Annotated in this window: 19 protein-coding genes and 1 tRNA gene; 6 read left to right on the forward strand and 14 right to left on the reverse strand. The window is 69.4% G+C overall.

Features of this window, described 5'->3' with window-relative positions; all coding sequences use genetic code 11:
* Window positions 1-6: 6 nt before the first annotated feature.
* From rfbC to rfbB, 4 genes are read right to left on the reverse strand one after another with little or no spacing between them, the layout of a single operon-like run.
* The gene (rfbC, locus tag KRR26_RS13020; protein ID WP_120208806.1) at window positions 7-558 is read right to left on the reverse strand and encodes a dTDP-4-dehydrorhamnose 3,5-epimerase; all 552 of its coding nucleotides are present in this window, start codon (window positions 556-558) and stop codon (window positions 7-9) included.
* Complete coding sequence (gene rfbA / locus KRR26_RS13025; RefSeq protein WP_120208963.1) at window positions 555-1,436, reverse strand: glucose-1-phosphate thymidylyltransferase RfbA; 882 nt, start codon at window positions 1,434-1,436, stop codon at window positions 555-557. The genes rfbC and rfbA overlap by 4 nt, the downstream gene beginning before the upstream one ends.
* Window positions 1,433-2,341 carry an SDR family oxidoreductase gene (locus KRR26_RS13030; protein WP_217079965.1) on the reverse strand — a complete coding sequence of 303 codons (909 nt, stop codon included), beginning with the start codon at window positions 2,339-2,341 and terminating at the stop codon, window positions 1,433-1,435. Before KRR26_RS13030 ends, rfbA begins: the two co-directional genes overlap by 4 nt.
* 7 nt (window positions 2,342-2,348) lie before the next feature.
* Window positions 2,349-3,377, reverse strand: coding sequence for a dTDP-glucose 4,6-dehydratase (gene rfbB / locus KRR26_RS13035; RefSeq protein WP_120208803.1), 1,029 nt, complete (start codon window positions 3,375-3,377; stop codon window positions 2,349-2,351).
* Window positions 3,378-3,502: 125 nt separating this feature from the next.
* Between rfbB and KRR26_RS13040 the strand changes: the two genes are divergently transcribed.
* Together KRR26_RS13040 and KRR26_RS13045 are read left to right on the forward strand one after the other, a co-directional pair.
* Complete coding sequence (locus KRR26_RS13040; RefSeq protein ID WP_217079992.1) at window positions 3,503-5,137, forward strand: glycosyltransferase; 1,635 nt, start codon at window positions 3,503-3,505, stop codon at window positions 5,135-5,137.
* Window positions 5,124-5,585, forward strand: coding sequence for a hypothetical protein (locus tag KRR26_RS13045; protein ID WP_217079966.1), 462 nt, complete (start codon window positions 5,124-5,126; stop codon window positions 5,583-5,585). The genes KRR26_RS13040 and KRR26_RS13045 overlap by 14 nt, the downstream gene beginning before the upstream one ends.
* 6 nt (window positions 5,586-5,591) lie before the next feature.
* On the opposite strand, the gene KRR26_RS13050 is transcribed toward KRR26_RS13045, so the two are convergent.
* Complete coding sequence (locus KRR26_RS13050) at window positions 5,592-6,698, reverse strand: DUF2304 family protein (RefSeq protein ID WP_120208801.1); 1,107 nt, start codon at window positions 6,696-6,698, stop codon at window positions 5,592-5,594.
* Between the two features lie 198 nt (window positions 6,699-6,896).
* Here KRR26_RS13050 and KRR26_RS13055 point away from each other — a divergent pair, with 198 nt between their 5' ends.
* Complete coding sequence (locus KRR26_RS13055; protein ID WP_217079967.1) at window positions 6,897-8,984, forward strand: hypothetical protein; 2,088 nt, start codon at window positions 6,897-6,899, stop codon at window positions 8,982-8,984.
* 39 nt (window positions 8,985-9,023) lie between these two features.
* Here KRR26_RS13055 and KRR26_RS13060 read toward each other — a convergent pair whose 3' ends face one another.
* The 9 genes from KRR26_RS13060 to KRR26_RS13100 form a co-directional block, all read right to left on the reverse strand.
* Window positions 9,024-11,327, reverse strand: coding sequence for a glycosyltransferase (locus KRR26_RS13060; RefSeq protein ID WP_217079968.1), 2,304 nt, complete (start codon window positions 11,325-11,327; stop codon window positions 9,024-9,026).
* Window positions 11,324-13,348 (reverse strand): class I SAM-dependent methyltransferase, encoded by a 2,025-nt coding sequence (locus tag KRR26_RS13065; protein WP_217079969.1) that lies wholly within the window; start codon window positions 13,346-13,348, stop codon window positions 11,324-11,326. Before KRR26_RS13065 ends, KRR26_RS13060 begins: the two co-directional genes overlap by 4 nt.
* A 107-nt stretch (window positions 13,349-13,455) precedes the next feature.
* Entirely contained in the window at window positions 13,456-17,253 is a 3,798-nt protein-coding gene (locus KRR26_RS13070) for a rhamnosyltransferase WsaF family glycosyltransferase (protein ID WP_328707116.1), read from the reverse strand.
* Window positions 17,254-17,284: 31 nt separating this feature from the next.
* Window positions 17,285-18,598 (reverse strand): ABC transporter ATP-binding protein, encoded by a 1,314-nt coding sequence (locus tag KRR26_RS13075; RefSeq protein ID WP_120208957.1) that lies wholly within the window; start codon window positions 18,596-18,598, stop codon window positions 17,285-17,287.
* A gap of 20 nt (window positions 18,599-18,618) precedes the next feature.
* Entirely contained in the window at window positions 18,619-19,401 is a 783-nt protein-coding gene (locus KRR26_RS13080) for an ABC transporter permease (protein WP_120208794.1), read from the reverse strand.
* A 245-nt stretch (window positions 19,402-19,646) separates the two neighbouring features.
* Window positions 19,647-19,721: transfer RNA gene (locus KRR26_RS13085), tRNA-Gly, on the reverse strand.
* A gap of 87 nt (window positions 19,722-19,808) precedes the next feature.
* Window positions 19,809-20,495 carry a CDP-diacylglycerol--glycerol-3-phosphate 3-phosphatidyltransferase gene (gene pgsA, locus KRR26_RS13090; RefSeq protein ID WP_120208792.1) on the reverse strand — a complete coding sequence of 229 codons (687 nt, stop codon included), beginning with the start codon at window positions 20,493-20,495 and terminating at the stop codon, window positions 19,809-19,811.
* Between the two features lie 9 nt (window positions 20,496-20,504).
* The gene (locus tag KRR26_RS13095) at window positions 20,505-22,067 is read right to left on the reverse strand and encodes a tetratricopeptide repeat protein (protein ID WP_120208791.1); all 1,563 of its coding nucleotides are present in this window, start codon (window positions 22,065-22,067) and stop codon (window positions 20,505-20,507) included.
* Window positions 22,024-22,710 carry a lytic transglycosylase domain-containing protein gene (locus tag KRR26_RS13100; RefSeq protein ID WP_217079970.1) on the reverse strand — a complete coding sequence of 229 codons (687 nt, stop codon included), beginning with the start codon at window positions 22,708-22,710 and terminating at the stop codon, window positions 22,024-22,026. The genes KRR26_RS13095 and KRR26_RS13100 overlap by 44 nt, the downstream gene beginning before the upstream one ends.
* Before the next feature lie 87 nt (window positions 22,711-22,797).
* On the opposite strand from KRR26_RS13100, the gene nadB reads away from it, so the two are divergent.
* The 3 genes from nadB to KRR26_RS13115 are packed head-to-tail and all read left to right on the forward strand — an operon-like array spanning window position 22,798 to window position 25,721.
* Window positions 22,798-24,387 (forward strand): L-aspartate oxidase, encoded by a 1,590-nt coding sequence (gene nadB / locus KRR26_RS13105; RefSeq protein ID WP_120208788.1) that lies wholly within the window; start codon window positions 22,798-22,800, stop codon window positions 24,385-24,387.
* A gap of 6 nt (window positions 24,388-24,393) precedes the next feature.
* Complete coding sequence (locus KRR26_RS13110; protein ID WP_217079971.1) at window positions 24,394-25,113, forward strand: rhomboid family intramembrane serine protease; 720 nt, start codon at window positions 24,394-24,396, stop codon at window positions 25,111-25,113.
* Window positions 25,110-25,721 (forward strand): LOG family protein, encoded by a 612-nt coding sequence (locus KRR26_RS13115; protein WP_328707117.1) that lies wholly within the window; start codon window positions 25,110-25,112, stop codon window positions 25,719-25,721. The genes KRR26_RS13110 and KRR26_RS13115 overlap by 4 nt, the downstream gene beginning before the upstream one ends.

The following is a 25,721-nucleotide window of genomic DNA, read 5'->3' on the forward strand; positions in this document are numbered from 1 at the left end:
CGTCCCTCACCCAGCGAACACGGGCAGCACGGGAGCATCCTTGAGCCGAGGCGCCCGAGCATCCTTGGGCGACAGGAGCGGCGGATTCACGGGCCAGGGAATGCCCAGGTCGGGATCATTCCACGCGATGCCGTGCTCGCAGTTCGGCGCGTACAGCTCCGTGCACTTGTATGAGAAGTCCGCCGAGTCGCTGAGCACGCAGAAGCCGTGCGCGAAGCCCGGAGGCACCCAGAGCTGACGCTTGTTGTCCGCCGACAGCTCCACCGCCATCCACTGACCGAAGTGCGGCGACCCGCGGCGGATGTCCACCGCCACGTCCCACACCGCGCCCGCGAGGACCTGCACGAGCTTCCCCTGCGCCTGCGGCTCCTGGAAGTGCAGCCCGCGCAGCGTGCCCTTCACCGAGCGCGACAGGTTGTCCTGCACGAAGGGCCCAGGGATGCCCACGTCCGCATAGCGGCCCGCATGGAACGTCTCCAGGAAGAAGCCCCGGTCATCTCCGAACACCTTCGGCTCCAGGAGCAGCACTCCGGGAAGCTCGGTGGGAATCACCTTCACGACACCGCTCCTCGATTCTCGCTGAGCGCCAGCAGGTACTGGCCGTACTCGTTCTTGCGCATGGGCTCGGCCAGACGGGAGAGCTGCACCGCGTCGATGTACCCCATGCGAAAGGCAATCTCTTCCAGGCACGCCACCTTCAGGCCCTGCCGCTGCTCGATGATCTGGATGAAGTTGGACGCCTGCATGAGCGACTCGTGCGTACCCGTGTCCAGCCACGCATACCCGCGCCCCATCAACTCCACGGTGAGCTGCCCCCGACGCATGTACTCCGCGTTCACGTCGGTGATCTCCAGTTCGCCCCGGCGGCTCGGCTTCAGGTCGCGGGCGATCTCCACCACCTGGTTGTCGTAGAAGTACAAGCCCGTGACGGCGTAGTTCGACTTGGGCCGCGCCGGCTTCTCCTCGATGCTCAGGGCGCGCTGCTGGGCGTCCAGCTCCACCACGCCGTAGCGCTCCGGATCCTTCACGTAGTAACCGAACACGGTCGCGCCCGAGTCCCGCCGCGCCGCGCGCTGCACCTGCTCGCTCAATCCGTGCCCGTAGAAGATGTTGTCGCCCAGGATGAGCGACACCGGATCCTTTCCGACGAAGTCGCGCCCAATCACGAACGCCTGCGCCAGCCCTTCGGGTCGCGGCTGCTCGGCGTACTGGAAGGACACGCCCCACTGGGAGCCATCGCCCAAGAGTTCGCGGAAGCGCGGCAGATCCTGCGGCGTGGAGATGATGAGCAACTCTCGGATGCCCGCCAGCATCAGCGTGGACACCGGGTAGTAGATCATCGGCTTGTCGTGCACGGGCAGCAGCTGCTTGCTCACCACGCGCGTCAGCGGGTACAGGCGCGTGCCCGAGCCTCCCGCCAGGACGATTCCCTTCATGGCCGCACCTCGCGCGCCGCCTTCCATGCCGCGTGGAAGCGCGACAGGGAATCGCCGAGCGCCATCGGTCGCTGCGTCAACTGGGCCCGCGCCTTGTCCGTCTTCAGGCCACTGCGCAGCGGCCTCGGCGCGGGGAGCTTCAGGTCCGCCATCCGAGTCGGGACGATCAGCGCCGGGTCAAAGCCAAACACCGCGCACACCGCGCGCCCGAAGGCCACGCGGTCCAACACCTCGGCGCCGCACGTGTTCCACACGCCGCCCAGACGCCGCGTGCCCAACTCCACCAGCATGGCCGCCACGTTGTCCGCGAGGCTCGGGGACACCACCTGGTCCTCGAAGAGCTTCACCGGCTGGCCCTTCTCCAGCGCGCCCACCAGCCACGCCCCGAAGTTCACCCGCCCCTCCACCGCGGGCCAGCCATACACCACCGCCGTACGCGCAATCGCACAGCCCGGCGCGAGCACCCGCGCGGCCTGCTCGCCCATGTGCTTGGTGATGGCATACACGCCCCGAGGGTTCGGCACCGCCGCCTCGTCATACGGCCCCGCGTCTCCATCGAAGACGTAGTCCGTGGACACATGCACCAGATGCGCGCCCGCCTTCTGCGCGGCCCGCGCCACGAAGGCCGTCGCGGACACGTTGCCGGCATACGCCGCCTCGGGGTCCTTCTCGCACGCGTCCACTTCGGTCATGGAGGCGCAGTGGATGACGACCTCGGGTGAAGCCGCCTGGAAGGCCTCCACCACCTCTGCCTCGCGCGTCAGGTCCACCGACGCGTAGCGGAAGTCGCCGGGGGCTCGGCGCGGGCCTCGGCCCAGGCCCACCACTTCGTGTCCCTCCTGGGCCAGCAGCGCGCACGCCCGCCGCCCCACCAGTCCGTTCGAACCCGTGACGAGAAAGCGCATGGTGGCCTCAGGCTCCCCGGCCGTGGAGCCGCGTCTGGTATTGCGTGTCGAAGTACTGCCGATACGCGCCGCTCATCACGCGCTCCCACCAGGCCGCGTTGTCGACGTACCAACGCACCGTCTGCTCCAGGCCCTGCTCAAAGGTGTGCGCCGCCTTCCAGCCCAGCTCCGCGCGAATCTTCGACGGGTCAATGGCATAGCGCCGGTCATGTCCCGGCCGGTCGGTCACGAAGCGGATGAGGGACTCGGGCTTGCCCAGGAGCGCCAGGATGTTCCGGACGATCTCCAGGTTGCGGCGCTCGGCGCCCCCGCCAATGTTATACACCTCGCCCGCCCGCCCCTTCTCCAGCGCGAGCAGCAACGCCTGACAGTGGTCCTCCACGTGCAGCCAGTCGCGCACGTTGCCGCCATCGCCATACACAGGCAGCGGCTTGTCATGCAGCGCATTGACGACCATCAGGGGAATCAGCTTCTCGGGGAACTGGTAGCGCCCGTAGTTGTTCGAGCAGCGCGTCACCACCACGTCGAGCTGGAACGTATGGTGGTACGCGAGCGCCACCAGGTCCGAGCTCGTCTTCGAGGCCGAGTAGGGGCTGGAGGGCTGCAGCGGCGAGGACTCGGTGAAGGCGCCCGTGGGGCCAAGCGAGCCATAGACCTCGTCGGTCGACACCATGAGGAAGCGACGCACGCCGCGCGCGCGAGACGCCTCCAGGAGCTGCTGGGTGCCCAGCACGTTCGTGGTGATGAACACCTCGGGCCCGAGGATGGAGCGGTCCACGTGGCTCTCGGCCGCCAGATGCATCACCGCGTCGATGGCGTGCTGGGCCATCAGGTGCTCCACCAACTCGCGGTTGCCGATGTCTCCGCGCACGAAGACGTGGCCTGGGTCACCCTCCAGGTCCGCGAGCGTCTCCAGGTTGCCCGCGTAGGTGAGCCGGTCCAGGTTGACGACCTTCCAGTCCGGTCGCTCGCGGCGCAGGTACTTCACGAGGTTGGAGCCGATGAAGCCACAGCCGCCTGTCACCAGAACGTTCATTCCCAATTCCCGAGGGCCCGCCACGTGAGAAGACGAGCCTGCGTACTGGAGGGGGTCCCCCCCGTCAAGGCACCGCGCGAGGCGCCCCTGTACGTCGGGACAGGAGGATTGTAAGGGTGCCGCCCGTGAAGACTCGGCCAGAGGCGGCGGGGACCAACGGGCCCCGGCACATCCACCAGTTCGTTGCCCGGTTGGCCTGGGGAGATGCGGTCGGCAACCAGGTCCGCTACCTGCAAAGCCTGCTGCGCTCGTGGGGCCATGTCTCGGAGATCTACGCGGAGCAATGGGACGACTCGTGCCGGGAGCAGGTCCGCCCCGCGCGAGATTACCCCCGCGAGGCCTCGCGAGACTCGGTGCTCATCGTCCACCACAGCTTCGAGTCGCGCATGGTGCCGATGATTGCCCGGTCGCCTGGCCGCAAGCTGCTCGTGTACCACAACGTCACGCCCGCCCGACTCTTCGAGGGTTTCGAGCGCAAGGTGGCGATCGCCTGCGACGCGGCCCGCGCGGAGCTGCTCGCCATGCGCGAGCACATGGACGCGGCCTTCGCCTACTCGCGCTTCAGCGCCGAGGAGCTGGCTGCCGCCGGATACCGCCACGTCGCAGTGCTGCCCTTCGCCATTGACTGGAGCTGCTTCGACACGCCCCCGGACGCCACGCTCCAGGCCGAGCTGGACGACGGCTGCGCCAACATCCTCTTCGTCGGCCGCGCCGTGCCCAGCAAGCGCATGGATGACGTGCTGCGCGTCTTCACCGCGTACCAGCGCCTGTACCAGCCCCGAAGCCGCCTGCTCATCGCGGGCGCGCTCAACCGCGACTCGCCCTACGGCGCATTCCTCCTGGGCCTCAAGGACCTGCTGGGCCCCGAGCGCGTCCACTTCCTCGGCCGCGTGAGCGCCGCGCAGCTCTCCGCGTGCTTCTCGGTGGCCACGGCCTACCTGTCCATGAGCCGCCATGAAGGCTTCGGCGTGCCTTTGCTGGAGGCCATGTACCGAGGCGTCCCCGTCGTGGCCCACGCCGCGGCCGCCGTGCCCGAGACGATGGCCGGCGCGGGCATCGCCACCCTCTCGCGAGATCCAATGGAGGTCGCGCAGCTCCTCGCCGTGCTGGAGCGCTCGGCCCCCCTCCGCACGCAAGTCATCGACGCGCAGCGGGCCCGCGTGGCCGCGTTCTCCCAGGACCTCGTCGCCGAGCAGGTGCGCGAGGCCTTGTCCGCCTGCTTCGAGGGGCGCATGCCCGCCCTTCCCGCGCCCCCGGAGCCCGCCCGCGTCGAGCTCATCTGCCCGGGCTACTCACTGCGCCCGGACGCGCCCATGTCCCGGCTGACGCGTGCGCTGGCTTCGCGCGTGCCCGGAGCGCGCGTGCTGGCCCTGCGCCCACGCACCCTCGCGCCGCGCGCTGCCCCAGGCCCCGAGCACATCGACGGCCCGCCCGTGTGGCACTTCACGGCGGATCAACCCGTGGGACTTCCCGCGGAGCCCTTGCCTGGCTCGTCCGCGATGGAGACCGCCGCGCGCGCATCGTCCGCGCCCCATGTCTACTTGGGCGTGGACACCGAGGTCGCGGCCACGCTTTTGCCCCTTGCCTCCGCGCCGGCCTGGGGCGCGCGCTCCGCCACCGAGGCACGCGCGGAGGGCGACGCATCCCAGCGACTGGGAGCACGCCTGTTCGAGCTTGCGCCCGACAGCCTCGACGCCACGGTCGAAGCCTTGCTCCAATCCCTCTCTTCCCGAGGCGGCCCCCTGCATGAACGCGGATGATCTGCTGACCCAGTCGCCCACGGCCGAGGCCGTCGCCGCGCACACCCGTCAGCTCCCCGAGCCCGACCCGAAGGCGCAGCAGGCCCTGCGCGAGGCACTGGAGTCCTCCACGCGGACCCCCGTGGCCGCCGAGTGGCCAACCCTGCTCCAGGAAGCGCGCGGGAAGATGGACTCGCGCCATGCCGAGCCCGCCACGTCCCACCGTCCCGGCGTGGGCCCGGTGCTGGTGGCCGTCAAGCGCGCCTTCCGCTTCACGTTCCAGCCCTTCATCAACGAGATGCTGCGGCGTCAGGTGGAGTTCAACGAGTCCATCCTCGACGCCCTTGCCACCGTCATCGAGAACCAGCGCGAGCATGCGCGCACGCAGGCGCAGTGGCGACGGGACGTGGAGGCACGCCTCGCTCGCCTCGAACCGGGCCCCAAGGGGCGCGGCGCAACGAAGCGCTGACTCGCGTCACTCCGTGGGGACGGAGGCCGGGCTGGCTTGCGGCATTGAGCGCAGGCGCAGCCCCAGGAGCGCGGACGCGACCTTCGTCATGAAGCGCAGGCTCTTGATGCCGCTGAGGCTGGACGTTCCCGTCGTGCGAGGGCTCATCACCACGGCGGTCTCCTCCACGCGCAGTCCGTTCAAGGCCACCAGCGCGATGGACTCGGGCTCCGGGTACTCGTCCGGCATCCAGCGAAGCAGCGTGGCCATGGCGCGCGGCGAGTAGACGCGGAAGCCCGACGTGGGATCCGACACGCGCGCACCGCGACCAAAGAGGCCCAGCAGCGTGCTGACGACAATGCCGCCCGCGCGGCGCATCCGCGTGGTGCTCGCCAGCGTGTCCTTGCCCTCGGCGCCCCCCCCCGCGAACCGCGAGCCGATGAGCAGATCCACGGAGCGCTCACGGGCCACACGCACCACATCCGGGATGGACTCGATGGGGTGCTGGCCATCCGAGTCACACTGCACCGCGAAGTGCGCGCCTGTCCGCTGCGCGATGAGGAAGCCCGTGCGCAGGCCGCCCGCCACGCCGATGTTCGTGTGGTGCGTCACGTGCTGGTGGGGCGCCAGGCGCCGCAGCACCGCGGGCGTCGCATCCACCGAGCCGTCGTTGACGATGCAGAAGTCCAGGTCCAACTCAGGCGTCGCGCGCTGGAGCGCCGTGAGGCGCGGCACGAGCACCGGGAGGCTCTCCGACTCGTTGTAGCAGGGCAGCACCACGAGCACCCGAGTCCGCGGGTCCGAGGCCTCACGCTCACGGGCCGGGAACGTGTCCGCCGCCAGTGAAGACACCATGCGCACCATCTGCCGGCGCAGGCCGTTGTTCTCCGCGTACTGCTCCAGCATCTGCACGAACAGGAACATGGTCAGGCCCGCGAGGACCATGTTGCTGACCAAGGTGATGCCCAACAGATGCGCCACCGGCAACAGCCAATCCGGACGAATGGCCGCCACCAGGATGAAGCCGCTGACCAGGTACCAGGTGACGGCATGCCGCGCCGCCAGCCACGAACCGAACTGGGAGAAGATCCACCCAAAGAAGGCCACGGCCACGCAAATGAATAGCAGCGACACGATGGAGTCCTCCCCGCCCTTCGGTCCGGCCCCGTAGGCGTGCGTGCAAGCGGGAGATGCACCGCATCCTCCCGTTTGAATTCAAGCTTCCTTACGGTACGAAGCCCTGCGATGCAATCCCCCGCGCCCTCGGCTCCCACACCTGTTTCGCTCGCGCATTCTCGGCCATCCGCATGGCAGGGCCCGCTGAGTCTTCTGTTGTCTGGCGCGGTGCTGTGGACCTTCGCCGTGCATGCCTGGCCGCGGCGCGGCCCGGCAGGCGCCCTCGAGGGGGGAGCGTTCCTCGTCATCGGGCTGACACTCGCGTACCTGCTGCATCGCTTCGCCCTGCCCTTCATCGCGGCGCAGCTCACCACGCGTCCCCCCCGGCTCCGGCTGGTGTGGTGCGTCACCTGCGCGGTGATGTCGTTCGGCTTGCTGCGCGCCCTTCCTCTGCACTTCATCCGGTCTCCGGATGCGATGACCTTGGAGGTCACTGCGACGCAGGAGCACGCGCCGTCCACGGGCCACAGCCAGGTCTGGGTCAAGGCGTTGAGACGCGCCGATGGGAGCACGGTGGAGCCCAACGAATGGCGCCCCGAGAAGGCAGACAGCTGGGAGCTTCGCGACGACGGCGTCTGGGTCTCAACGCCACAGCAACCCACGAAGCTCCAGTGGCATGGATTGGTGTCCGGCGCGATGACGCTCGTGCTCCAGGCTCCCCCCCACTCAAGCGTCACCGAGTACACATGGAACAACCGCACCGAGCGGGTGGACCTGCACGAGGGCGAGCCCTCGGAGCGGATGGTGCCGTTGGCTGTGCCCCCCAGCAGCACATTGGACCGACTGTGCTTCCACGCCGCGCATGTGCTCGCCCTCAGCGCCCTGCTGCTCTTCCTGGGGCTGTGGCTGTCGAGCCGCCCGAGTTGGGAGCCGCGCCTCACCACGCCCGCGAGCTGGCAAGACGCGGCGCACGCTGTGCCCCTGGTCGCGGTTGCTTGCCTGTGGCTTCTCGCGGTGTACCCCGGCGTGCTGACCTCGGATTCGGCGGACCAGTGGAACCAGGCGAACTGGGGGTCCATGAACGATGCGCACCCCGTCTTCCACACCTTCATGCTGCACTGGCTCTTTGTGTTGTGGCGAACGCCCGCCATCGCGGTGCTCGCGCAGATTCTCACCGCAGGCGGGCTCCTCGCGTGGGGCACCCTCCTGTTGAAGCGAGCTGGCGCGCCCCGGTGGGCGCTTCTGCTCACCGCCGCGGTGATGGCGCTCTCGCCGGTCAATGGCGTGATGCTCTCGACCTTGTGGAAGGACATTCCCTTCAGCCTGGCGATGCTCGCGCTCAGTCTCCTGGTGTTTCGCGCCGCGACTCGCACCGAAACGCCAGGGCTTGGATTCTGGGCCGGCGTGATCATCACCGGAGCCCTCACCCTCCTCACCCGGCACAATGGCGCTCCCGCGGTGCTCGGCACGGCCCTCGCGTTGATCGCGCTTCGCCCGCGCGAGTGGAGGCTCGCGGTCTTGGTGCTCGTCACCACCTTCGCACTCAGCGCGGGGAGCCGCGCGCTCATCTTCCGCGTCTATGACGCGGTCCCCGGCCCCGCGGGCACCACCCTGCTCGGATACCTGGGCGCCCATGTCGCGAGCGGCACGACCGTGACCCCCGAGGAGGCCGCCATCCTCGACGACATCCGTCCGCGCGCGGACAGGTGGAACTACCACTGCTTCAGCAACGTCTTCACGCTGTTCGACGGGCACATCAACGTGGAGGCACTCCGCCGCCACGCGCCAGAGCTCCCAGCCCTGCTGGGGCGCCTCACGCTGCGCGATCCAAAGCCCGTGATGAACCACTTCGCGTGTGCCAGCTCTGTCCTTTGGCGAATCCACCAAGGAGCCGACTGGATGAACACCAACCCGGCATGGAGGGACTCGACAGGCCAGTTCACGACCATGCCCGTCGGAATGGCCGCGGAGCTACACGAGCTGCACCCCGCCCCCATCCTGCCGGCGCTGGGCCAACGCCTGTTGACAGGTGTGGAGGCCTCACTGAACCCAGACGTGTCGTGGGTGCTGTGGCGCCCCGCGGTGCCGCTCTACCTCGCGCTCCTTGCGTGCATCGTGGTCTGCGTCCGGCAACGGACGTGGCGACAAGCCACCGTCCTCATCCCGCTGCTGCTGCACACCGCGGGACTTGCCCTGTTCATCCCATCGCCGGACATGCGCTACCAATATCCAGCATTCCTCATCGCGATGATGTTCGTCCCCGCGTGGCTCGCGGGCGGCCGGAACGGCACGGCCCGGACCTGAGGTCTCCACGAGGGCGGGGCTCCGTGAGCCCCGCGCGCGTCACGGCTCGTCGTGGCCAGCGACCTTCTTCAGCCTGCGGTGCAAGAAGGGCACGCGCTTGAGCGTGGTGTTCACCCGATCCACCACCGAGTAGCGCAGCGGCACGCTCTCGGAGCCTTCTCGGTTCGTCAGCCCCACCACCTGTTTCAGCATGGGGTGCACCAGCGGCACCTGCTTGATGGCGGAGTTCATCATGTCCACCACGTTGTAGCGCAGGGGCCGAGCCTCGACTCCCACGCTCGGAGGCACCAACGCGGGCGCGGGCACGGCGTCCCCTCCAGCGGCGGGGTGCAACGCCCCAAAGGGGTCCGTCATCGCGTCGCGCGAATGCGACAGCAGCGCGAACAGACGCACCGAAGGATGCAAAGGGCCGGTCAGCCCTTCGTACATGCTCACCAGCAGTTGGAAGTGCTGCCGCCGGTCCATCGGCGAGCGCATCGAGCCAGGGCGACGCCGGTGGAAGAAGTGCACCTGGTTCGTCACCAGCAAGCGGTGGCCCCCCTGCACGAGCCGCAGGAACAGGTCCCAATCCTCGTAGGTGTGGAGCGACTCGTTGTAGCGGTACTGCTCGAAGACCGAGCGTCGCAGGAGCGCCGTGGCGCACGACATGCGGTTCATCACCAGGGAGTACGTCGGGCAGTCCCCCAGGAAGGTGATGAAGTCCACGAACTGCCGCGCCGCCAGCTCCTCGTCCGAGTGGAAGGAACCCGCCGTGGGCACCACGCCCGAGAAGTCCTGACGTGCCTCCAGCGCCGCCACCGCGTGCGCGAGGAACTCCGGCCCGATGCAGTCGTCGGCATCCAACGGGAGGACGTACTCGCCACGCGCGGCCCGCAGGCCCAGGTTGCGCGCCCCCGGCAGTCCCCGATTGATGGGCGAGCGGAGCACTCGAACCCCCGCGTCGCCCGCGCGCTCCAGCCGCGACAGCACGTGCGCGTCGAAGGGGTCCGTCGAGCCGTCGTCCACGACGATGACCTCGACCTCCGGATAGGTGCTGGCCGCGACGCTGCGGATCGCCTCGGGCAGATAGCGGCCCAGGTTGTAGTTCGTGATGACCACGCTCACGAGCGGCGTGCGCGCGGGCGCCTTCACGGGCGTGGGCTTGCGCGTCTCCCAGAAGGGCCGCGCCACGCTCCATGCCACCGGCGGCAGCAGGGGCCCCTCCAGCGCGCGCCGCATCGCCTCGGCCAGACCATCCAAGCCGCCGTCGTACTTCTGGCAGTTGACGCCATCGACGAACGGGCTGTCGTCTCCGAAGGCCAGGCACTTCCCGTTGAGGACCACCTGACTGCCCGCCGCGGACGCCTCGTAGGCCGTCAGGTTGAGCGACTCGAAGTCGGAGGTGATGACCACCACCCCCGAGCGCATCAGCGCCTCGCGGTCCGGCCCCGGCTTGGTGAAGACGAAGCGAGCGCGGAGATCCGCCGGGACCAGGGACTTGATGTACGTCAGGTAGTCCGGCTCGAAGCAGTGGCAGGCCAACACGGCCAGGCCCTCATAGGCCTTCCACGTTCGCATCAGCAGCACCGCGGCTCGCACGAACATGTCCGGCCGCTTCACCTGCTGAATCTTGGTGATGAACAGCAGGTTGCGCTTGTGCGGCGGCACCCGAGCCAGCGCGTCCCCGGGCGGTGGCGCGTCCACGACCACCGGAGGGAACTCCACCGTCACCTTGCGCATCCACGACGCATCGAAGCCGTAGTAGCTCCGATTGAACTCCGCGATGCAGCCCAGGTGCGCCACCACGTGGTCCGCGTCGAGCAGCGACTTGCGCTCGATCTCGAACCGGCCCACGTTCTCCACCTCCAGGGTGTTGGGCTCCTGGTTCATCAGCACGCCGTAGCTGGTGTGCAGCCGCACGGCGATGGTGGTGTCCCGGAACGCCAGCCCCAGGTGCTTCTCCTGCAGCGAGCAGAAGGCCCACCCGTGGAAGTCGGGAAACTCAATGACATCGAAGCGCAAGCCCTCGGCCTCGCGGGCCTTGAGGAAGCGCATGAACTCCAGTGACTCGCCATGCCAGCGCGCGTGCCGGAACGCCGCGAGGGGTGGGTACGTGCCATCCGCGTCAGCGGTGCGCTGGTGCGGCGGCCGATAGCGAACGACGTGCGCCTTCACCCGGCCGCCAAAGAACAGCTCCACCCGCTCCGGCTGGATGCCCACCGAGTCCGGGAGGAGGACGTGGAACTCCACGTCCGGGGCGTGCTGGAGCGAGTCCTGGATGAGGTTGTGATTGATGCGGCCGATGCCGCCAGCGGTGAAGGGGTACAGCTCGTCAGTGACGAGGCAGACGCGCGTGACGCTCATGGCTGCGTGAACTCGAGATAGCGGTGGACGGCCTCGGAGCAGAGGACGCGGATATAGTCGTCGAGCGTCTGTGCATATTCATCGGGCGAGCGCTCGCGGAGCACCAGGAGCCGCTCCAAGGCCGTGCTCATCTCTCCGAGCGAGCCGGTCCCCGTCACCTGAACCAGCCGCTGATACGGATGGGAATCCAAGGCGCCCAGCGACAGGGGCCCCGTGAGGCACGCCACGCCGTGCGCCAGTCCCTCCAGCGCGGTCATCGGCTGGCACTCCGTCAACGTGACGTTGAAGAGCACATCCACCTCGCCAATGAGGCGGAACAGCGCGGCGCGATCCAACCGCCCCGCGTTCACCACCGAGGCGCGCACCGGCATCACCGGGTTCGAGTGGAAGGGGTTGGTGACGAAGACCGTGTCCAGCCTCGACGACGTCGCCGCGACGAAGACGTTGGTGAAGAAGTTCTTCCACCAGTTGGCCGGCGTGGGCACGAAGGCCGCGCGCGTGGACGGCGTCCGGTACCGCCGCGCTTCGGGCGCGATGCGGGGCGGCAGGTTGAGCAGCGTCCGCGGATGGATGAGCGGCGAGAGCAGGCTCATCTCCGGCTTGACGCACGCCAGCCCGTCCAGCGTCCCGTCCGCCCGCAACTCCAGGAGCTGCGAGAACGTCTTCACCTCCACGTCGAAGTGGAACTGCGTCGTGGAGCCATGCCACGCGCAGTACAGCCGCACCGCATGGCCAAACACGTGGCGCAGCATCCGCGCCACTTCCAGCGCATTGGGCGAGAAGCCGTGGAAGAGGACCGCGCGCGAGCCGAACCGCTCACAGGCCTCCGCCACGCGGCGCAGGTCCGACTCCGTCAGGGGGCGATCCGCGGTGATGGCCACCTTGCGACCGGGCGCGTATCCCGCGGCCGCGCGGATGCCATGCCATTCCTGATGGAAGACATGCACCAGGCGGGACAGGCGCGGCTCCGCATGGGCCCACTGCGTGTCCATGAGGGCATCGATGACGACGCCGTCCTGCGTGGGTGCATGCGCCGGCGCGGGGGGCTCGGCCGGGGTCAATCGGGTGGGCGCCTCGGCGACTTCGGTGCGCACCCGAACCAGCGCATCCGCCAGCGTGGACATCCGCTGGCGTCGCGCGGTGCGCTCGCGCTCCTGGGCAAGCTGGGCGCGCAGTCCCGCCGTCGCGGTCTCCGGCCCCGCGCCACGCAATCCCTGCTCGGCGCGCTCGGCCCACACGCGCAGCCGCGGCAGGGCCTGCGCCTGCAGCGCCTCCGCCGTCACCGGCAGGCCCTCGTCGGACGCGCGCTCGGGCGAGAGGAACTGGAAGAAGCGCCGAGGTCGCTCGCCATTGCGGCGGAACACATAGACGTCGCGCCCCGCGAGCAAGCCGACGCCGTGGTGGACATCCCATCCGCTCGGCATCGCGTCCGCCAAGGGATGCAACCACGCATCCGGCGCGCCCTGCTCCCAGACCGGGAACGGCACGTGCTCGTTCTCAATCAGACACAGGGAGCCCTCGGGGCTCACCCACTCCGCCAGCGACTCCAACAGCGCCGGAATGCGCGCGGGCGGCTCATGCCGAAGAACAGACACGGTGAAGACGACGTCGAAGCGCTTGCCCTTCAGCGCGGCGCGAGCGTCCGGCCCGCAGAACAGACGCGCGTCCAGCGGCCGAGGCGCCTCGGGCGCGGCCTTGCGCAGCGACGCCACGAGCGACTCCGCCACGTCGTAGCCGTGGTAGCGCAAGAGCGGCAGGGACTCGAACAGCGTCGCGTGGTGCCCCGCGCCGCAGCCAAACTCGAGCACGTCGAGTGGCTGGCCGCGCCGCCGCAGCTCGGCGTTGAGCACCCCGAGCAGGACACGCTCCTGCTGGGGATCGACCTGACCGTCGCGAAGCGCCCGAGCCTGGACCCATTCCGGGACAGCGGTGCCGCGCTCCGTCGAACGGTCGTGGATGTGGAGAAGAGGAAGCGGAGCCGGCTCCCCCTCTGGACCCGGGCTCGGAATGGAATCGGACATGTCTTGATCGCTCGCCACGGGATTGGCACGAGCCCTCGCAGTGTCGGGCATCCAGTCTCCCGGGGTCAATATCGACGCGCGCCCCCAGGTCCTGATGCGAGCAGACCCTATGCCTGCCGGACCGTGCGCCCGAGAAGATGGTCCATCATCCGATCCGCCTCTGACTCCCAGGTCGTGCGACGCACGCGCTCGGCGGCGCTCACGCCCAATCTCTGACGCAGCGAGGAATCACTCACCGCGCGCCGCAACTGACTGAGCACCGAGCTCGCGGTGGGCGCGGCCAGCAGGCAGTTCTCCCCGTCCTGCAGCAACCAATGATTGGCGGGATTGTCATTGGTCACCACGCAGACGCCGCACGCCATCATCTCCAGGGGCAGATAGGACGGGTGCTTCGTGAACATGAAGCACAGGCCCACGTCGCACTCGCGATAGAGCGCGGCGGTGCGCTCCGCGGGCAGCACGCCCAGGTTCGTCACCAGCCCTCGGACGCCGTAGGACTCGGGGTTCCACTCCGCCCCCGCCGTGACGATGTCCACGGCCGAGCCCAGCTCGAGCTTGAGCCGTGCCAGCGCCGCGAGCCCCAGCTCGAACCCATTCCGCTCGTTCCCGGGGCGCCCGTAGAAGAACACGCGCACGGGCCCCGAGCGGGCCGGGCGCCGCGCATGGAACACGTCGCCCTCCACCGCGGGCTCGAAGGCGAAGCCGCCCATTCCGTGCTGCGCGGCCACGTGGTCACGCAGGCCCGGCGTGTTGAAGAGGCCCTGGAAGCCCAAGAGGTACGTCTGCTCGGCCAACGCCCACTGGGTCCCCGCGGCGAAGAACATCGGCTCGTAGTCCTGCACGAAGTACGCGCGCACGGCCGCGCGCGGGTGCCGGAGGACCTGATAGGCGGACGTCCAATACGTGGCGACCGCCAGGTCGCACGCGGGCAGCGAGGCCAGCTCCGCGGGGCCAGACAGCACGCGGAACGCCCCCGCGACGGAGGGGAACGTCGCGGCCACGCGAGCCTCGAAGTCCCCCGGACGCGCGCCCGGCCGATCGTAGATGACGAAGTCGTTGCGCACGCCATGGCGCCGATTCATCAAGTCCGCGAAGCGGAAGAGGGTCTGAACGCCCGCGTACACATGGCCGAACGCGGGCACGAACCACGTCGCCGTTTCGACCCGGCCGCGCGAGCGCAGCGAGGCCAGGGCCCTGGGCGCCTCGTCGCGAGAGCGGCGCGCCTCCTCCGGAGTGAAGTCCAACTCGCTCAGGTGCTCCACCAGGTGCCGCTGCTGGCGGGCGCGTTCCTCCAACGCGGGATCCTGAGCGCTCGGCACGTCGCGGCCGAGGGTGCGCACCGCGAACGCCTCACCGTCCTCCTCGTGCTCGCGCAGCACGCAGTCCGTGCCGCGCAGCGTGAGGTTGGGGTTGTAGAACGGGTCTCCGCGCGGGCCCAACCACGGCCGGTAGGCCACGAAGGACCACCAGTAGTCGGACTCGGGAATGGCATCCGCGCGGCGGCTGGCGGACTCATGGTGGATGAGGCGCGCGTGCGGCGTGTACACCACGCGCAGCCCCTGGCGGTTGAGCCGCAACCCCAGCTCCACGTCGCTGCCGCAGACCTGGAAGCGCTCGTCGAAGCCGCCCAGCTCCTCCCAGACGGCCCGGCGCACCATCACGCAGGCGCTGGTGACGGACAGCCAGTTGCGCGTCCACTGCGCATGGCCAAAGGGCGTGGCCACGGGCGCGTCCGGAAGCCGCCAGAACGGGTGGCCCGCGAAGCCCGTGAGCCCCACGACGCAGCCCGCGTGCTGCACCGTCCCCTCGGGGAAGAGCAGCTTGCAGCCCACCGCGCCCACCTCGGGGCGCTGGGCCTGGGACACCAGTTCCTCCAACCAGCCAGGGTCCACCACCTCCATGTCATTGTTGAGGAAGAGGAGCAGCTCCCCCGTCGCCTGCTTCGCCGCCCAGTTGTTGATGGCCGGGTAGTTGAAGGGGTGGTCCCACGTGAGCTTCACGAGCCGTGGATCCGTGAGGCGCTCCAGCAGCGCGAACGTCTCCGGCTTCGTGCTGTTGTTGGAGACGAGCAGCACCTCGTAGTTCGGATACGCGGTGAGCCCGAGCAGCGACGTCACCAGCGTGTCGAGCAGGTCCGGCCGGTCCTTGAACGGAACGACGATGGAGACCTTGGGTGCGCCACGCACGGGGTACCGAACCCGATACTGCGTGGGCGCGGGGCTCGACACCTCGGCGGCCTCACCGGTGCGCGCCAGGTGCTCACGCAGCGCGCGCGCCCCCGCGTCCGAGGCCCGCGTCAGCCCCGCGGACTGACTGGAGAACGAGGAGGGATGGGCGCGCCAGTGGTACAGCAACCGAGGCACATGGCCGATGCCCCGCGTGGCCTCGCTCAGGCGCAGCACCAGCTCGTAGTCCTGGGAGCCGTCGAAGCCCTCGCGCAGCCCGCCCACCTTCTCCAGGAGGCCGCGGCGCGCCACCACGAAGTGGCAGATGTAATTGACCGAGCGCAGCAGGTCCGGCGACCAGTCCGGCTTGAAAAAGGGCGCGGTGCGCCGCCCCTCGGAGTCGAGCCGATCCTCATCGCTGTAGACGACGTCCAGCGACGGCTCCACCGAGAAGGCGAGCACGGCCTCCGCCAACGCATGCGGCGCCAGCGTGTCGTCATGGTCGAGGAAGCCCACGAACTCGCCCCGCGCGGCGGCGAGCCCCGCGTTGGTGGCCCGGGCGATTCCGCCGTTGCGCTCCAGCGACACCACGCGAATGCGCGAGTCGCTCGCGGCGGCCTCACGCAGCATCCGCGCGACGTGCGGCGCCGGGCTCGCGTCATCGACGAGCACCCACTCCCACTCGCCATAGAGCTGCGCCCGGACGGACGCGAGGCACTCGCGGAAGAACGGCTCGGGCGTGTCGTAGACCGGGGTGACAATCGAGACGAGCGGCCGGCGCTCCAACTGGGCCACGGCGTCGCGCGCGGCGGCAATCTCCCCCGGCTCACGTCGGGCGCACCACCCCGCGAAGTCTCCCAGCTCCGGAGGCTGGGGCGCGGGCGTGCGCGTCCCCAACACCCCCGCCAGGGCCAGCACGACCTGTTCGTTGAAGCGCGACTGACGGCGCAGCAGCTCTCCCCACAGGGGAGAGGCGGCCCGTAGGACCTTGGGGAGCGCATCCGCGCGCAGCGGATCCACCTGGCCACACAGCTCCGCGATGAGCCGCGCCGCAGTGGCCTCATCTGGAGGCACGGGCCCCGCCGCGGTGACCAGGGCCTCCACCAGCGCGGTGTTCCAACCCCGCTGACGTTCGAGCAACGCCTCCAGCACCGGCCCCACCGCGGAGAGGTACGAGCGCTTCGCGGCCTGGACCACCGAGCCCAACGCACCGCCTCGGTGCGAGCGCACCACCTGCCAGCGCGTGGGGTCGGCCTTCGCCTCCAACTGCTGGCGGACCCACGGCGCCAACGTCTCGCGCAGGCCCAGCCCGCGGTGCACTGACAGGTGCTCCAACACGCGAACCGCGGCCTTGTTGAAGTCCGCCTGAGGCCGCAGCGCCTCCACGTGGAGCGGACGAAGCCCATCGACGAAGGCACGCTTGGTGGCGGTCACCACCCGCCCGAAGCGCGCCCGATGGGACGCGGGCACTTCGAACTCGTGCGGCACCGAGAGGCGCGCGGCCTCTTGAAGCGGCGACAGCGGAAGAGAACCCGAGGGCCGAGCCTGGTGCAGCGCCTGGGTGAGCAGGCGCAGCGTGGCCTCCAGGGCCGTGATCTCCTCACACCGCTCGGAGGCGCACGGCCGGCGCTCGTCGAGCAGCCGCCGCACCACGGCCACCATCCGCGCCAGGTCCCCCGCGTCCGGCGCCGCGTCCGGCGCCGCTGGCTCCCCGGCCAGCCTCTCCAGAATCGTCTTCACCGCGCCCTCCCCTGCTACGGCCGCCCCGGACCTACGAGGCCACGCTGTTGGCCTGCGTCGAGGCCGGGCGATTCGCCGCGGCCGCGTCCTCCACCACCCACCGATGCACGGGCCGGAACACACCGCGATCCACCTGCGGCGCGGACACCTGGAACGTGCGGCGCTCCACCACCGTGGAGCCCGCGCATCGCGCCGTCACGCGCAGCACGTACTCGCCCGCGAGCAACCCCACCCGCTCCATCACGAAGCGAAGGCGCCCCTCGGGCGGCAGGTGCTGGGGGAGCGCCACGGACTCCATCCGCGTGCTCGTCTCATAGAGCGTGCGGCCATCCGAGGACAGCAGCGACAGCTCGAACTCGGCGTCCGAGCACCCCGCGTCCGCCGCGTACTCGACGCAGACTTCCGCGCCCTGCTCGGGCGTCAGCGCCTCCACGAGCTCGCCGGTCGTGCCCTTCCAGCATACGCCGGTGATGCGCACCGGCGACGGCGCGGCCACGGGAGCGGGCTCCGGCGTCACGTTCACCTGAGGCAGGGCGCCGCCCCCCTCGGTCAGCGCGGGCGGCGTGAAGACCACCGACTGAGCCTCGGCCAGGGCGATGGCCTGCTTGTACTCCTTGGTGATCTCCGCCGGCGGGCCCACGCGGCGCATGTAGCCACCGTCGATCCACGCGACCAGGTCACACCAGCGATCCACCGTGCCCAGGTCATGGGTCACCAGGACGATGGTCTTTCCCTGCGCCTTGAACTCGGTCATCTTCGCGAGGCTCTTCTTGGCGAAGTGCTCGTCGCCCACCGCGAGGATCTCGTCGATGATGAGGATGTCCGGGTCCACGTGCGTGGCCACCGAGAACGCCAGGCGCATGTACATGCCGCTGGAGTAGGTGCGCACCGGCTCGTCGATGAACTCGCCCAGTTCGCTGAAGGCGATGATCTCATCCATGCGCGCCCGAACTTCCGCGCGCGACATCCCCAGGATGATGCCGTTGATGAGGATGTTCTCGCGGCCGGAGAAGTCCGGGTGGAACCCCGCGCCCAGGTCCAACAGCGCGGAGATGCGACCGTTGATCTGCATCTCTCCGGACGTGGGGGCGTAGATGCCGGTGATGAGCTTGAGCAGCGTGCTCTTCCCCGAGCCATTGCGGCCGATGATGCCGACCGTCTTCCCCCGGGGGATGACGAGGTTGATGCCCCGCAGCGCGGTGATGAGCCCCTTCTCCTTGGGCAAGCGCTGGCCGCGCAACCACCGCAGCAGCTCGGACTTGAAGGTCGTGTACTCGCCCCGGATGGTGCGCTTCTTGAAGCTCTTGACGACATCGCGCAGGACGATGGCGTCGTCGGATGGCAGCGTCTGCATGGCGGGGGGACTCAAATCGACTCCGCGAACTCCTCGCGGCGGGCTTCGAAGATGGAGGAAGAGGCCCAGAGGAGCGCGACCGAGCACACGGCCAGGATCAACAAGGGCTCACCATCCGGCAGGCGGTGCTCGTAGAACATGGCCTGGTAGGACGTGATGATGATGGACATCGGGTTGACCAGGCCCACCAGCATCCGCATCCTCTCGCTGTGAATCGTGGAGAGCTGGAACAACACCGGCGTGGCGAAGAACCACAGCGTCATGAGGTTCATGACGATGTGCTGGAGGTCCCGGAACGTCACGTTCACCGCGGCCAGGATGTACGTCAGCGCCGTGGTGAAGCAGAGCTGGATGAGGACCACCGCCGGGAAGGCGATGATGTGCCACGTGGGCCACTGGCCGTAGAGCGCCCCCATCAGGAACATCAGGGGCAGCGACAGCACGTAGTTGCACAGGTTGGTGACCACCACGGTGGTCGGCAGGACCTGGGCCGGGAAGCGGACCTTGGTCATCAAGTCCCGGCGGTCACTGATGGCGCTCGCGCCGCCACCAATGGAGCTGCTGAACCAGATCCACGGCAACAGGCCCACGAACATGAAGTAGGCGTAGTTGGGCGTGTTGTTGCGCATCACGACGGTGAACAGCAGCGCGTACACCATCATGTGCAGCATGGGGTTCAGGAACGTCCACAAGAACCCTAGGAACGAGCCACGGTAGCGCGCCTTCAGCTCGCGCTGGACGAGGCTGAGCAGCAGGCCCCGGTACTGGTACAGCTCACGGACGAGGCGGATCATGAGAGCGGCCTTCATATAGCAGGGCGAAGCCAGGATGCGAGGCAACAGGGGACCCCGCGCTGCGCCCTTCCCGCTGGGGACCGGCCCGTCTCCCCAGGAACCACGCAGGCCACCGAACCCCGCGTCGCCTGCTTCGCTTCCCTGCCACACCTTGTGAGTTCGGAGACGGGCTCGCCCGACCTGCGGCGGCGGCCCGGCCCCCGGAAAACAAAAAGGCCCCCTGGTTTCCCAGGGGGCCTTCGTTTTGGAGCGGGAAAAGGGATTTGAACCCTCGACCCTCGCCTTGGCAAGGCGATGCTCTACCGCTGAGCTATTCCCGCATCAGGTACTGCGTTGCTGCCCGCCGCTTCCGCTCGGCAGCGCCGCGCCGGAAGTGAGATGGGGTATACAGAGCTGCTTCCGACACGTCAAACACTTTTCGCATCCGCCGCCGCCCCGCCACGGCGGGCGAGCATGGCGAGGAACGCACGGAAGTAGACGACTGCGCTCCAGAGTGAAAACGCGCCCGAGAGATACACGAGCACCTTCCCCACCTGGTTGTAGTCGACAGGCACGGTGCGGAACCCCAGGTCCAAGGGGTGCACGTAATGGACGCACAGTGAAATGATGCCGACGAGTTGGAGGGACGTCTTCCACTTCCCCTCCTGCCCCGCCGCGATGACCATGCCCTCGCTGGCCGCGATGGTGCGCAGGCCGCTGACGATGAACTCGCGGGCCAGCAGGACGATGACGACCCACGCGGCGATTCGTCCCAGCCGGACCATCATCACCAGGGCCGCCATGGCGATGAGCTTGTCGGCCAGGGGATCCATGAACTTGCCGACCACGGTGATGAGGTTCCACCGGCGGGCCAGGTAGCCATCGATGACGTCGGTGATGGAGGCCACGGCGAACACGGCGGCGGCGGCCAGCGAGTGGAGCGGATCCGCGTCGTAGGTCAGCCAGACGAAGACCGGGATGAGGAGGATGCGCCCCAGGGTCAGCATGTTGGGCAGGTTCCAGAACTCCTGCACCAGCACGCTGGGACGGCGCTCCGCGCGCCGCCGGGCCCGCTCTTCCCTGCGCTGCTTCCGGGTCGCTCGGTCTATGGCCATGGGCGCCTTCTAGCGAACACCGAGCGCGATGAGGGCAAAACCTTCACCGCTCAACTCCACCGCCGTCCGCAGCGTCTCCCCCGAGGGGGACTTGAGCAGCGGCACGATGCGCGGCGTGAGGTTGCCCTGCCAGCCCACCAGGTGCGACAGCGGCACCGCCACCGCCGCCTCCTGTCGCACGGGGACCGAGCGCAAGGGACCGCCCAGGCTCAACAGCACGCGGCCCTGCCCGCGCAGGTGCACCAGGTCCAGGTCCGGCGCGATGTCCGACGGGACGCGCCCGTTCTCGAACATCACCGGCTCCTCGAAGGCGAACACGCACTCGTCGCGGAAGTAGGCGGACTCCTCGCCCAGGTCCACCGCGAGGAACGTCCGATGCGGCGCCGGCTCGATGAAGAGGACGCCCTGGCCGCTGGCGCGCACCATCCGGGAGGGTCCCTCGCCGAACGGCTTGTCGGTGGCCCGGCCGCGGAAGCGCTTCACCTCAGGCTGGAACGCGAGCGTCCCTCGCCAGGCGATGAGCCCCTCCAGTCGGGTGAGCAGCTCCCCTTCCACCCGCACGGAGAACCCATGCGAGCCGAGGACGAACGGGTCCCCCGCCTCGCCTTCCTCGAGGGCGACCTGGGGGGCCAGTTCGGCCAGGACCATCGCCGGCCCCGGAACCGCTGGCGGCGAAACCGCGTCCACGGCGGGCGGCGCCACGGGAGGCTCGGGCGAAGCAAGCGCCTCACTGCCTCCGAGCGCCGCGGAGGTCTCCTCGAAGGTGACGTCCGGCCCCTGCTCGTCATCGGACACCGAGACATCCTCGGCGGGCCCCAGGGCGTCCATCGGCGCGTCCGGCGCGCTGTCGGTCTCCGCGAGGGCACTGGGCCCCTCGTCCTCGGCGAAGCGGATCTCCTCCTCCACCGGGGCGGACGCGGCGCCGGAAGAGGCCCGCTCGTCCAGGCCGAACTGGGCGCCCCAGTCGCTCTCGCCCGCTCCACCTCCCGCGGCACCGCGTGGGGCGGGGGCCGGAGCGGAGGGCTCGATGGGCGCGGGCGTCGGACGGGAGCGGACAGGCGCGGGGGTGGGCGCCCGGGCATAGGCCTCCCCCGCGATGGCGCGCGTCATCTTCTCCGCCATGGCATCGCTGCCGGACAGGAGGAAGTGCTCGCGGGCACGGCCGTACTCGCCCATCTGCGCGAGCGTCAGGCCCATGTAGTTGTGGGCCTTCTGGTGGTCCGGCGCCAGGTCCGTGGCCGTCTCGAACTCGCGCGCGGCGCGCTGGAGCGCGTTCGTCTTCAGGTACACGAGCCCCAGGTTGACCCGCAGCGTGGGGTCCACCGGGTTGTCGCGCACGAGCATCTCGTAGAGCTCGGCCGCGCGGTCAAACAGGCCCAGCTTGAAGTACGTCAGGCCCAGCAGGTTCTGCGCCTTCTCGTTGCGGGGCTGGAGCTGGTGGGCTCGCTCCAGGAACGCCTTCGCCTCGATGACCTTGTTGGCGGCGAGCAGCTCGCCCCCTCGGTGCATCTGCTGGAGGAACTCGTCTTCAGCGGGGCTCGTCTCCCCCCGTCCCTTCGCGCGCGTCGTCATTCTCGGATGTGAGCTCGCGGCCCCCGGCCTGCGCGGGCCGCTCGCGCTCCTTGTAGTGGTAATAGAGCTGGAGCACCTTGCGCACGTACTCCTGCGTCTCGGTGTACGGGGGCACCTTCCCGCCATACTTGCGCACGGCGTCCGGGCCCGCGTTGTACGCGGCAATCATCTTCACCATGTCCCCGTCGAACATGTTCGCGAGCACGCGCAGGTAGCGCACGCCGCCCTCGATGTTGTCCTTCGAGTCGAAGATGTCCTTCACGTACATGTCCGACGCGGTCGCCGGCATGAGCTGCATCAACCCGCTGGCGCCCTTGGAGCTCAGCGCGTTCGGGTTGTAGTTGCTCTCGGTGTGCATGATGGCGCGCACGAGCGCCGTGGGAATGCGATAGCGCAGGGCCGCCGCGGCGATGTGCGGATCCAACTCCGGCGGGGTCTTCGACCGGGCCTGCACCGGCGCGCTCTTGGAGGGCGCGGGAGCGAATGCGCCCTGCATCCGCCGAGCCTTGCGCCCACTGGCGGGCGGGACGTTCGTATAGACGATGGTCCCGTCCTTCTCGACGTAGCGGTAGATGGACTCCGCCCCCGACGCGACAGGCGCGACGAAGAGGACCGTGGCGATGAGCGCGGAGATGGCACGCATGGCAGCGCCGGAACCTTAGACAAGGGCCGGAAAGTCCTCAAGAAAACGCCTTGTTTCCAGCACTTACCACCATTAAGGCTGTCGTCCATGCCTCATCGCTTCGACTTCCTGGTCCTGGGTGGTGGTGTTGCTGGACTCTCGTTCGCCCTGCAGGCGGCCCGGCACGGGACGGTCGCGGTGCTCACCAAGCGAGCGCGCGGCGAGGGCAACACGGTTCACGCCCAGGGAGGCATCGCCAGCGTGCTCGCGCCGTCGGACTCGTTCGACGCGCACATCGAGGACACGCTCGTGGCGGGCGCCGGGCTGTGCCACCGCGACGCGGTGGAAGTGACGGTGCGCGAGGGGCCGGACCGGGTGAAGGAGCTGGTGGCGCTCGGCGCGGAGTTCAACCGGCACACCGGCGGCGAGTTCGACCTCACCCGTGAGGGCGGCCACTCCGCCCGGCGCATCATCCACTCGGGGGACATCACCGGCCGCGAGGTGGAGCGCGCCCTTCTGGCCGCGTGCGACGAGCAGCCCAACATCACCTTCTTCCCCCACACGGCGGCCATCGACCTCATCCTGGACCCGCGCTCGTCGTCGCACGGACGCAGCCGCTGCCTCGGGGTGTACGCGCTGTTGGAGAGCGGCGTCATCGAGCGCTTCCTGGCGCGCGTGACGGTGCTGGCCACGGGCGGCGCGGGCAAGGTGTACCTGTACACGACGAACCCGGACGTGGCGACGGGCGACGGCGTGGCCATGGCGTACCGGGCCGGGGCGCAGGTGGCGAACATGGAGTTCTACCAGTTCCACCCCACCTGCCTGTATCACCCCGAGGCCAAGAGCTTCCTCATCAGCGAGGCCCTGCGCGGCGAGGGCGGCAAGCTGCGGCTCAAGGGCGGCCAGACGTTCATGGAGCGCTACCACGCCATGGGGGCGCTCGCCCCGCGCGACGTGGTGGCGCGCGCCATCGACGCGGAGCTCAAGCGCACCGGTGATGAGTGCGTCTACCTGGACATGACGCACCTGGGGCGGGCGTTCCTCACCGAGCGCTTCCCCAACATCTACGCCACGTGCAAGGCCTTCAACATCGACATGGCCTCGCAGCCCATTCCCGTCGTGCCCGCGGCCCACTATCAGTGCGGTGGCGTGGTGACGGACCTCACTGGGCGGACCTCGGTGCCGGGGCTGTATGCCGTGGGCGAGGTGGCCAGCACGGGATTGCATGGCGCCAACCGCCTCGCCTCCAACTCGCTCCTGGAGGGGTTGGTGTTCGGCCACCGCGCGGTGCGCGCCGCGTCGGAGGAGCTCGCCTCCCTGCCCCACCCGAAGGAGGAGCCGCCGCCCTGGGATGCGGGCAGCGCGGTGGACTCGGACGAGAGCGTCGTGGTGAGCCACAATTGGGACGAGATTCGCCGGTTGATGTGGAACTACGTCGGCATCGTTCGCACGGACAAGCGGCTCATGCGCGCGCGCCGGCGCCTGGAGCTGTTGCGCGAGGAGATTCGCGACTACTACTGGCGCTTCAAGGTCACCCGCGACGTCATCGAGCTGCGCAACATCGCCGAGGTGGCGCACCTCATCGTCGACTGCGCCAGTCGCCGCAAGGAGAGCCGCGGCCTGCACTTCACCCTCGACTATCCCCACTCGGACGACCACCTCGGACAGCGGGACACCGTCCTGTCCCGAGGGCTGTGAGCGCCCATGTCGCGCCCGCGCCGCATCCTCGATGAGCCCGGTGGTGCCTCGGGCGAGCCGCCGCCGCCGGAACCGCGTCCCGGTCCCCGGCCTCGCCCCTGGGTGTGCTACGGCATCATCGCGGGCGCGGTGGCGATGTTCGTGTTGGACCGCTCCCTGGCCCGGCCTCTCGTGGATGCGAACGGGACGACGGTGGGCTCGCTCGCCCCGCTGGCGCTCTTTGGCCCGCTGGTCCAGCGGGGCGAGTACTGGCGGATGCTCGGGGCCGTGTTCGAGCACGGCGGCGCCATGCACCTGCTGTTCAACATGTCGGTGGTGGTGACGCTGGGCTTCACCCTGGAGCGCGGCATCGGGAGCCTGCGCTTCCTCGGGCTGTCGCTCGTCACCGCGCTGGGGGCCGCCGCGTCGTCCCTCTACTTCAACTTCAACGTCGTGACGGTGGGCGCCTCGGGGATGATTCTCGGGTGGGGCGGCGCCATGCTGCCGGTGGCCACCCGCCAGGGGCGGCGCGAGCTGGGCTTCTGGCTGGCGCAGGTGGCCGTCATCAGCCTGCTGCCCGGCGTGAGCTGGGCCGGACACCTGGGCGGCTTCCTCTTCGGGCTCCCCTGCGGCCTGGCGCTGCGCATGGGCCCGCGCGTGTACGCCCGCGCGCTGCCGCTCATCCTGTTCATCACCGCGGTGGTGGCGCTCCTGGCGGCCCACCCCGAGCGACGAGGCATTCCGTGACGAAGTCCGTGGGTGAAAACGTCCGCAGCGTCTGCGTCTTCTGTGGCTCGCGGCCAGGGGCACGGCCTGAGTTCCTCGAGGCCGCCACGGCGCTGGGCCAGGAGCTGGCCCGCCGGGGCCTGACGCTCGTCTACGGCGGCGCGCGCGTGGGGCTGATGGGCGCCGTGGCCGATGGCGTGCTGAAGGCAGGCGGCCACGTGGTGGGCGTACTGCCGCGCTTCATGCGCGAGAAGGAGCTGGCGCACAGCAACCTGGGCGAGCTCATCTTCGTGGAGTCGATGCACGAGCGGAAGGCGCTGATGGCCGAGCGCTCCGACGCCTTCATCGCGATGCCCGGCGGCTTCGGGACGCTGGACGAGCTGTTTGAAATCACCACCTGGGCCCAGCTCGGCCTGCACCAGAAGCCCATGGGGCTCTTGGACGTGGGCGGCTACTTCCAGCCCCTGCTGGCCATGGTGCGCGGCATGGTGGACGCGGGCTTCGTCCCCGAGGCGCAGTCCATCCCCTACGCGGTGAGCCCGGAGGCCCATTCGCTGGTGGAGCGGCTGCTCCAGGGGCCTACCTTGCCCCGAGTGGAGAAGTGGCTGCGGCGGCCGGAGCAGACCTGA

Origin of the sequence: Citreicoccus inhibens (assembly GCF_019039035.1) — a bacterium.
Classification (GTDB): Bacteria; Myxococcota; Myxococcia; order Myxococcales; family Myxococcaceae; genus Citreicoccus; species Citreicoccus inhibens.

Coding starts and splice junctions, on each gene's coding strand:
- rfbA (WP_120208963.1), bottom strand. CDS start 1,436: ATGAAGGGAATCGTCCTGGCGGGAGGCTCGGGCACGCGCCTGTACCCG.
- KRR26_RS13030 (WP_217079965.1), bottom strand. CDS start 2,341: ATGCGCTTTCTCGTCACGGGTTCGAACGGACTGGTGGGGCGGCGGGCG.
- rfbB (WP_120208803.1), bottom strand. CDS start 3,377: ATGAACGTTCTGGTGACAGGCGGCTGTGGCTTCATCGGCTCCAACCTC.
- KRR26_RS13045 (WP_217079966.1), top strand. CDS start 5,124: ATGAACGCGGATGATCTGCTGACCCAGTCGCCCACGGCCGAGGCCGTC.
- KRR26_RS13060 (WP_217079968.1), bottom strand. CDS start 11,327: ATGAGCGTCACGCGCGTCTGCCTCGTCACTGACGAGCTGTACCCCTTC.
- KRR26_RS13065 (WP_217079969.1), bottom strand. CDS start 13,348: ATGTCCGATTCCATTCCGAGCCCGGGTCCAGAGGGGGAGCCGGCTCCG.
- KRR26_RS13080 (WP_120208794.1), bottom strand. CDS start 19,401: ATGATCCGCCTCGTCCGTGAGCTGTACCAGTACCGGGGCCTGCTGCTC.
- pgsA (WP_120208792.1), bottom strand. CDS start 20,495: ATGGCCATAGACCGAGCGACCCGGAAGCAGCGCAGGGAAGAGCGGGCC.
- KRR26_RS13095 (WP_120208791.1), bottom strand. CDS start 22,067: ATGACGACGCGCGCGAAGGGACGGGGGGAGACGAGCCCCGCTGAAGAC.
- KRR26_RS13100 (WP_217079970.1), bottom strand. CDS start 22,710: ATGCGTGCCATCTCCGCGCTCATCGCCACGGTCCTCTTCGTCGCGCCT.
- nadB (WP_120208788.1), top strand. CDS start 22,798: ATGCCTCATCGCTTCGACTTCCTGGTCCTGGGTGGTGGTGTTGCTGGA.
- KRR26_RS13110 (WP_217079971.1), top strand. CDS start 24,394: ATGTCGCGCCCGCGCCGCATCCTCGATGAGCCCGGTGGTGCCTCGGGC.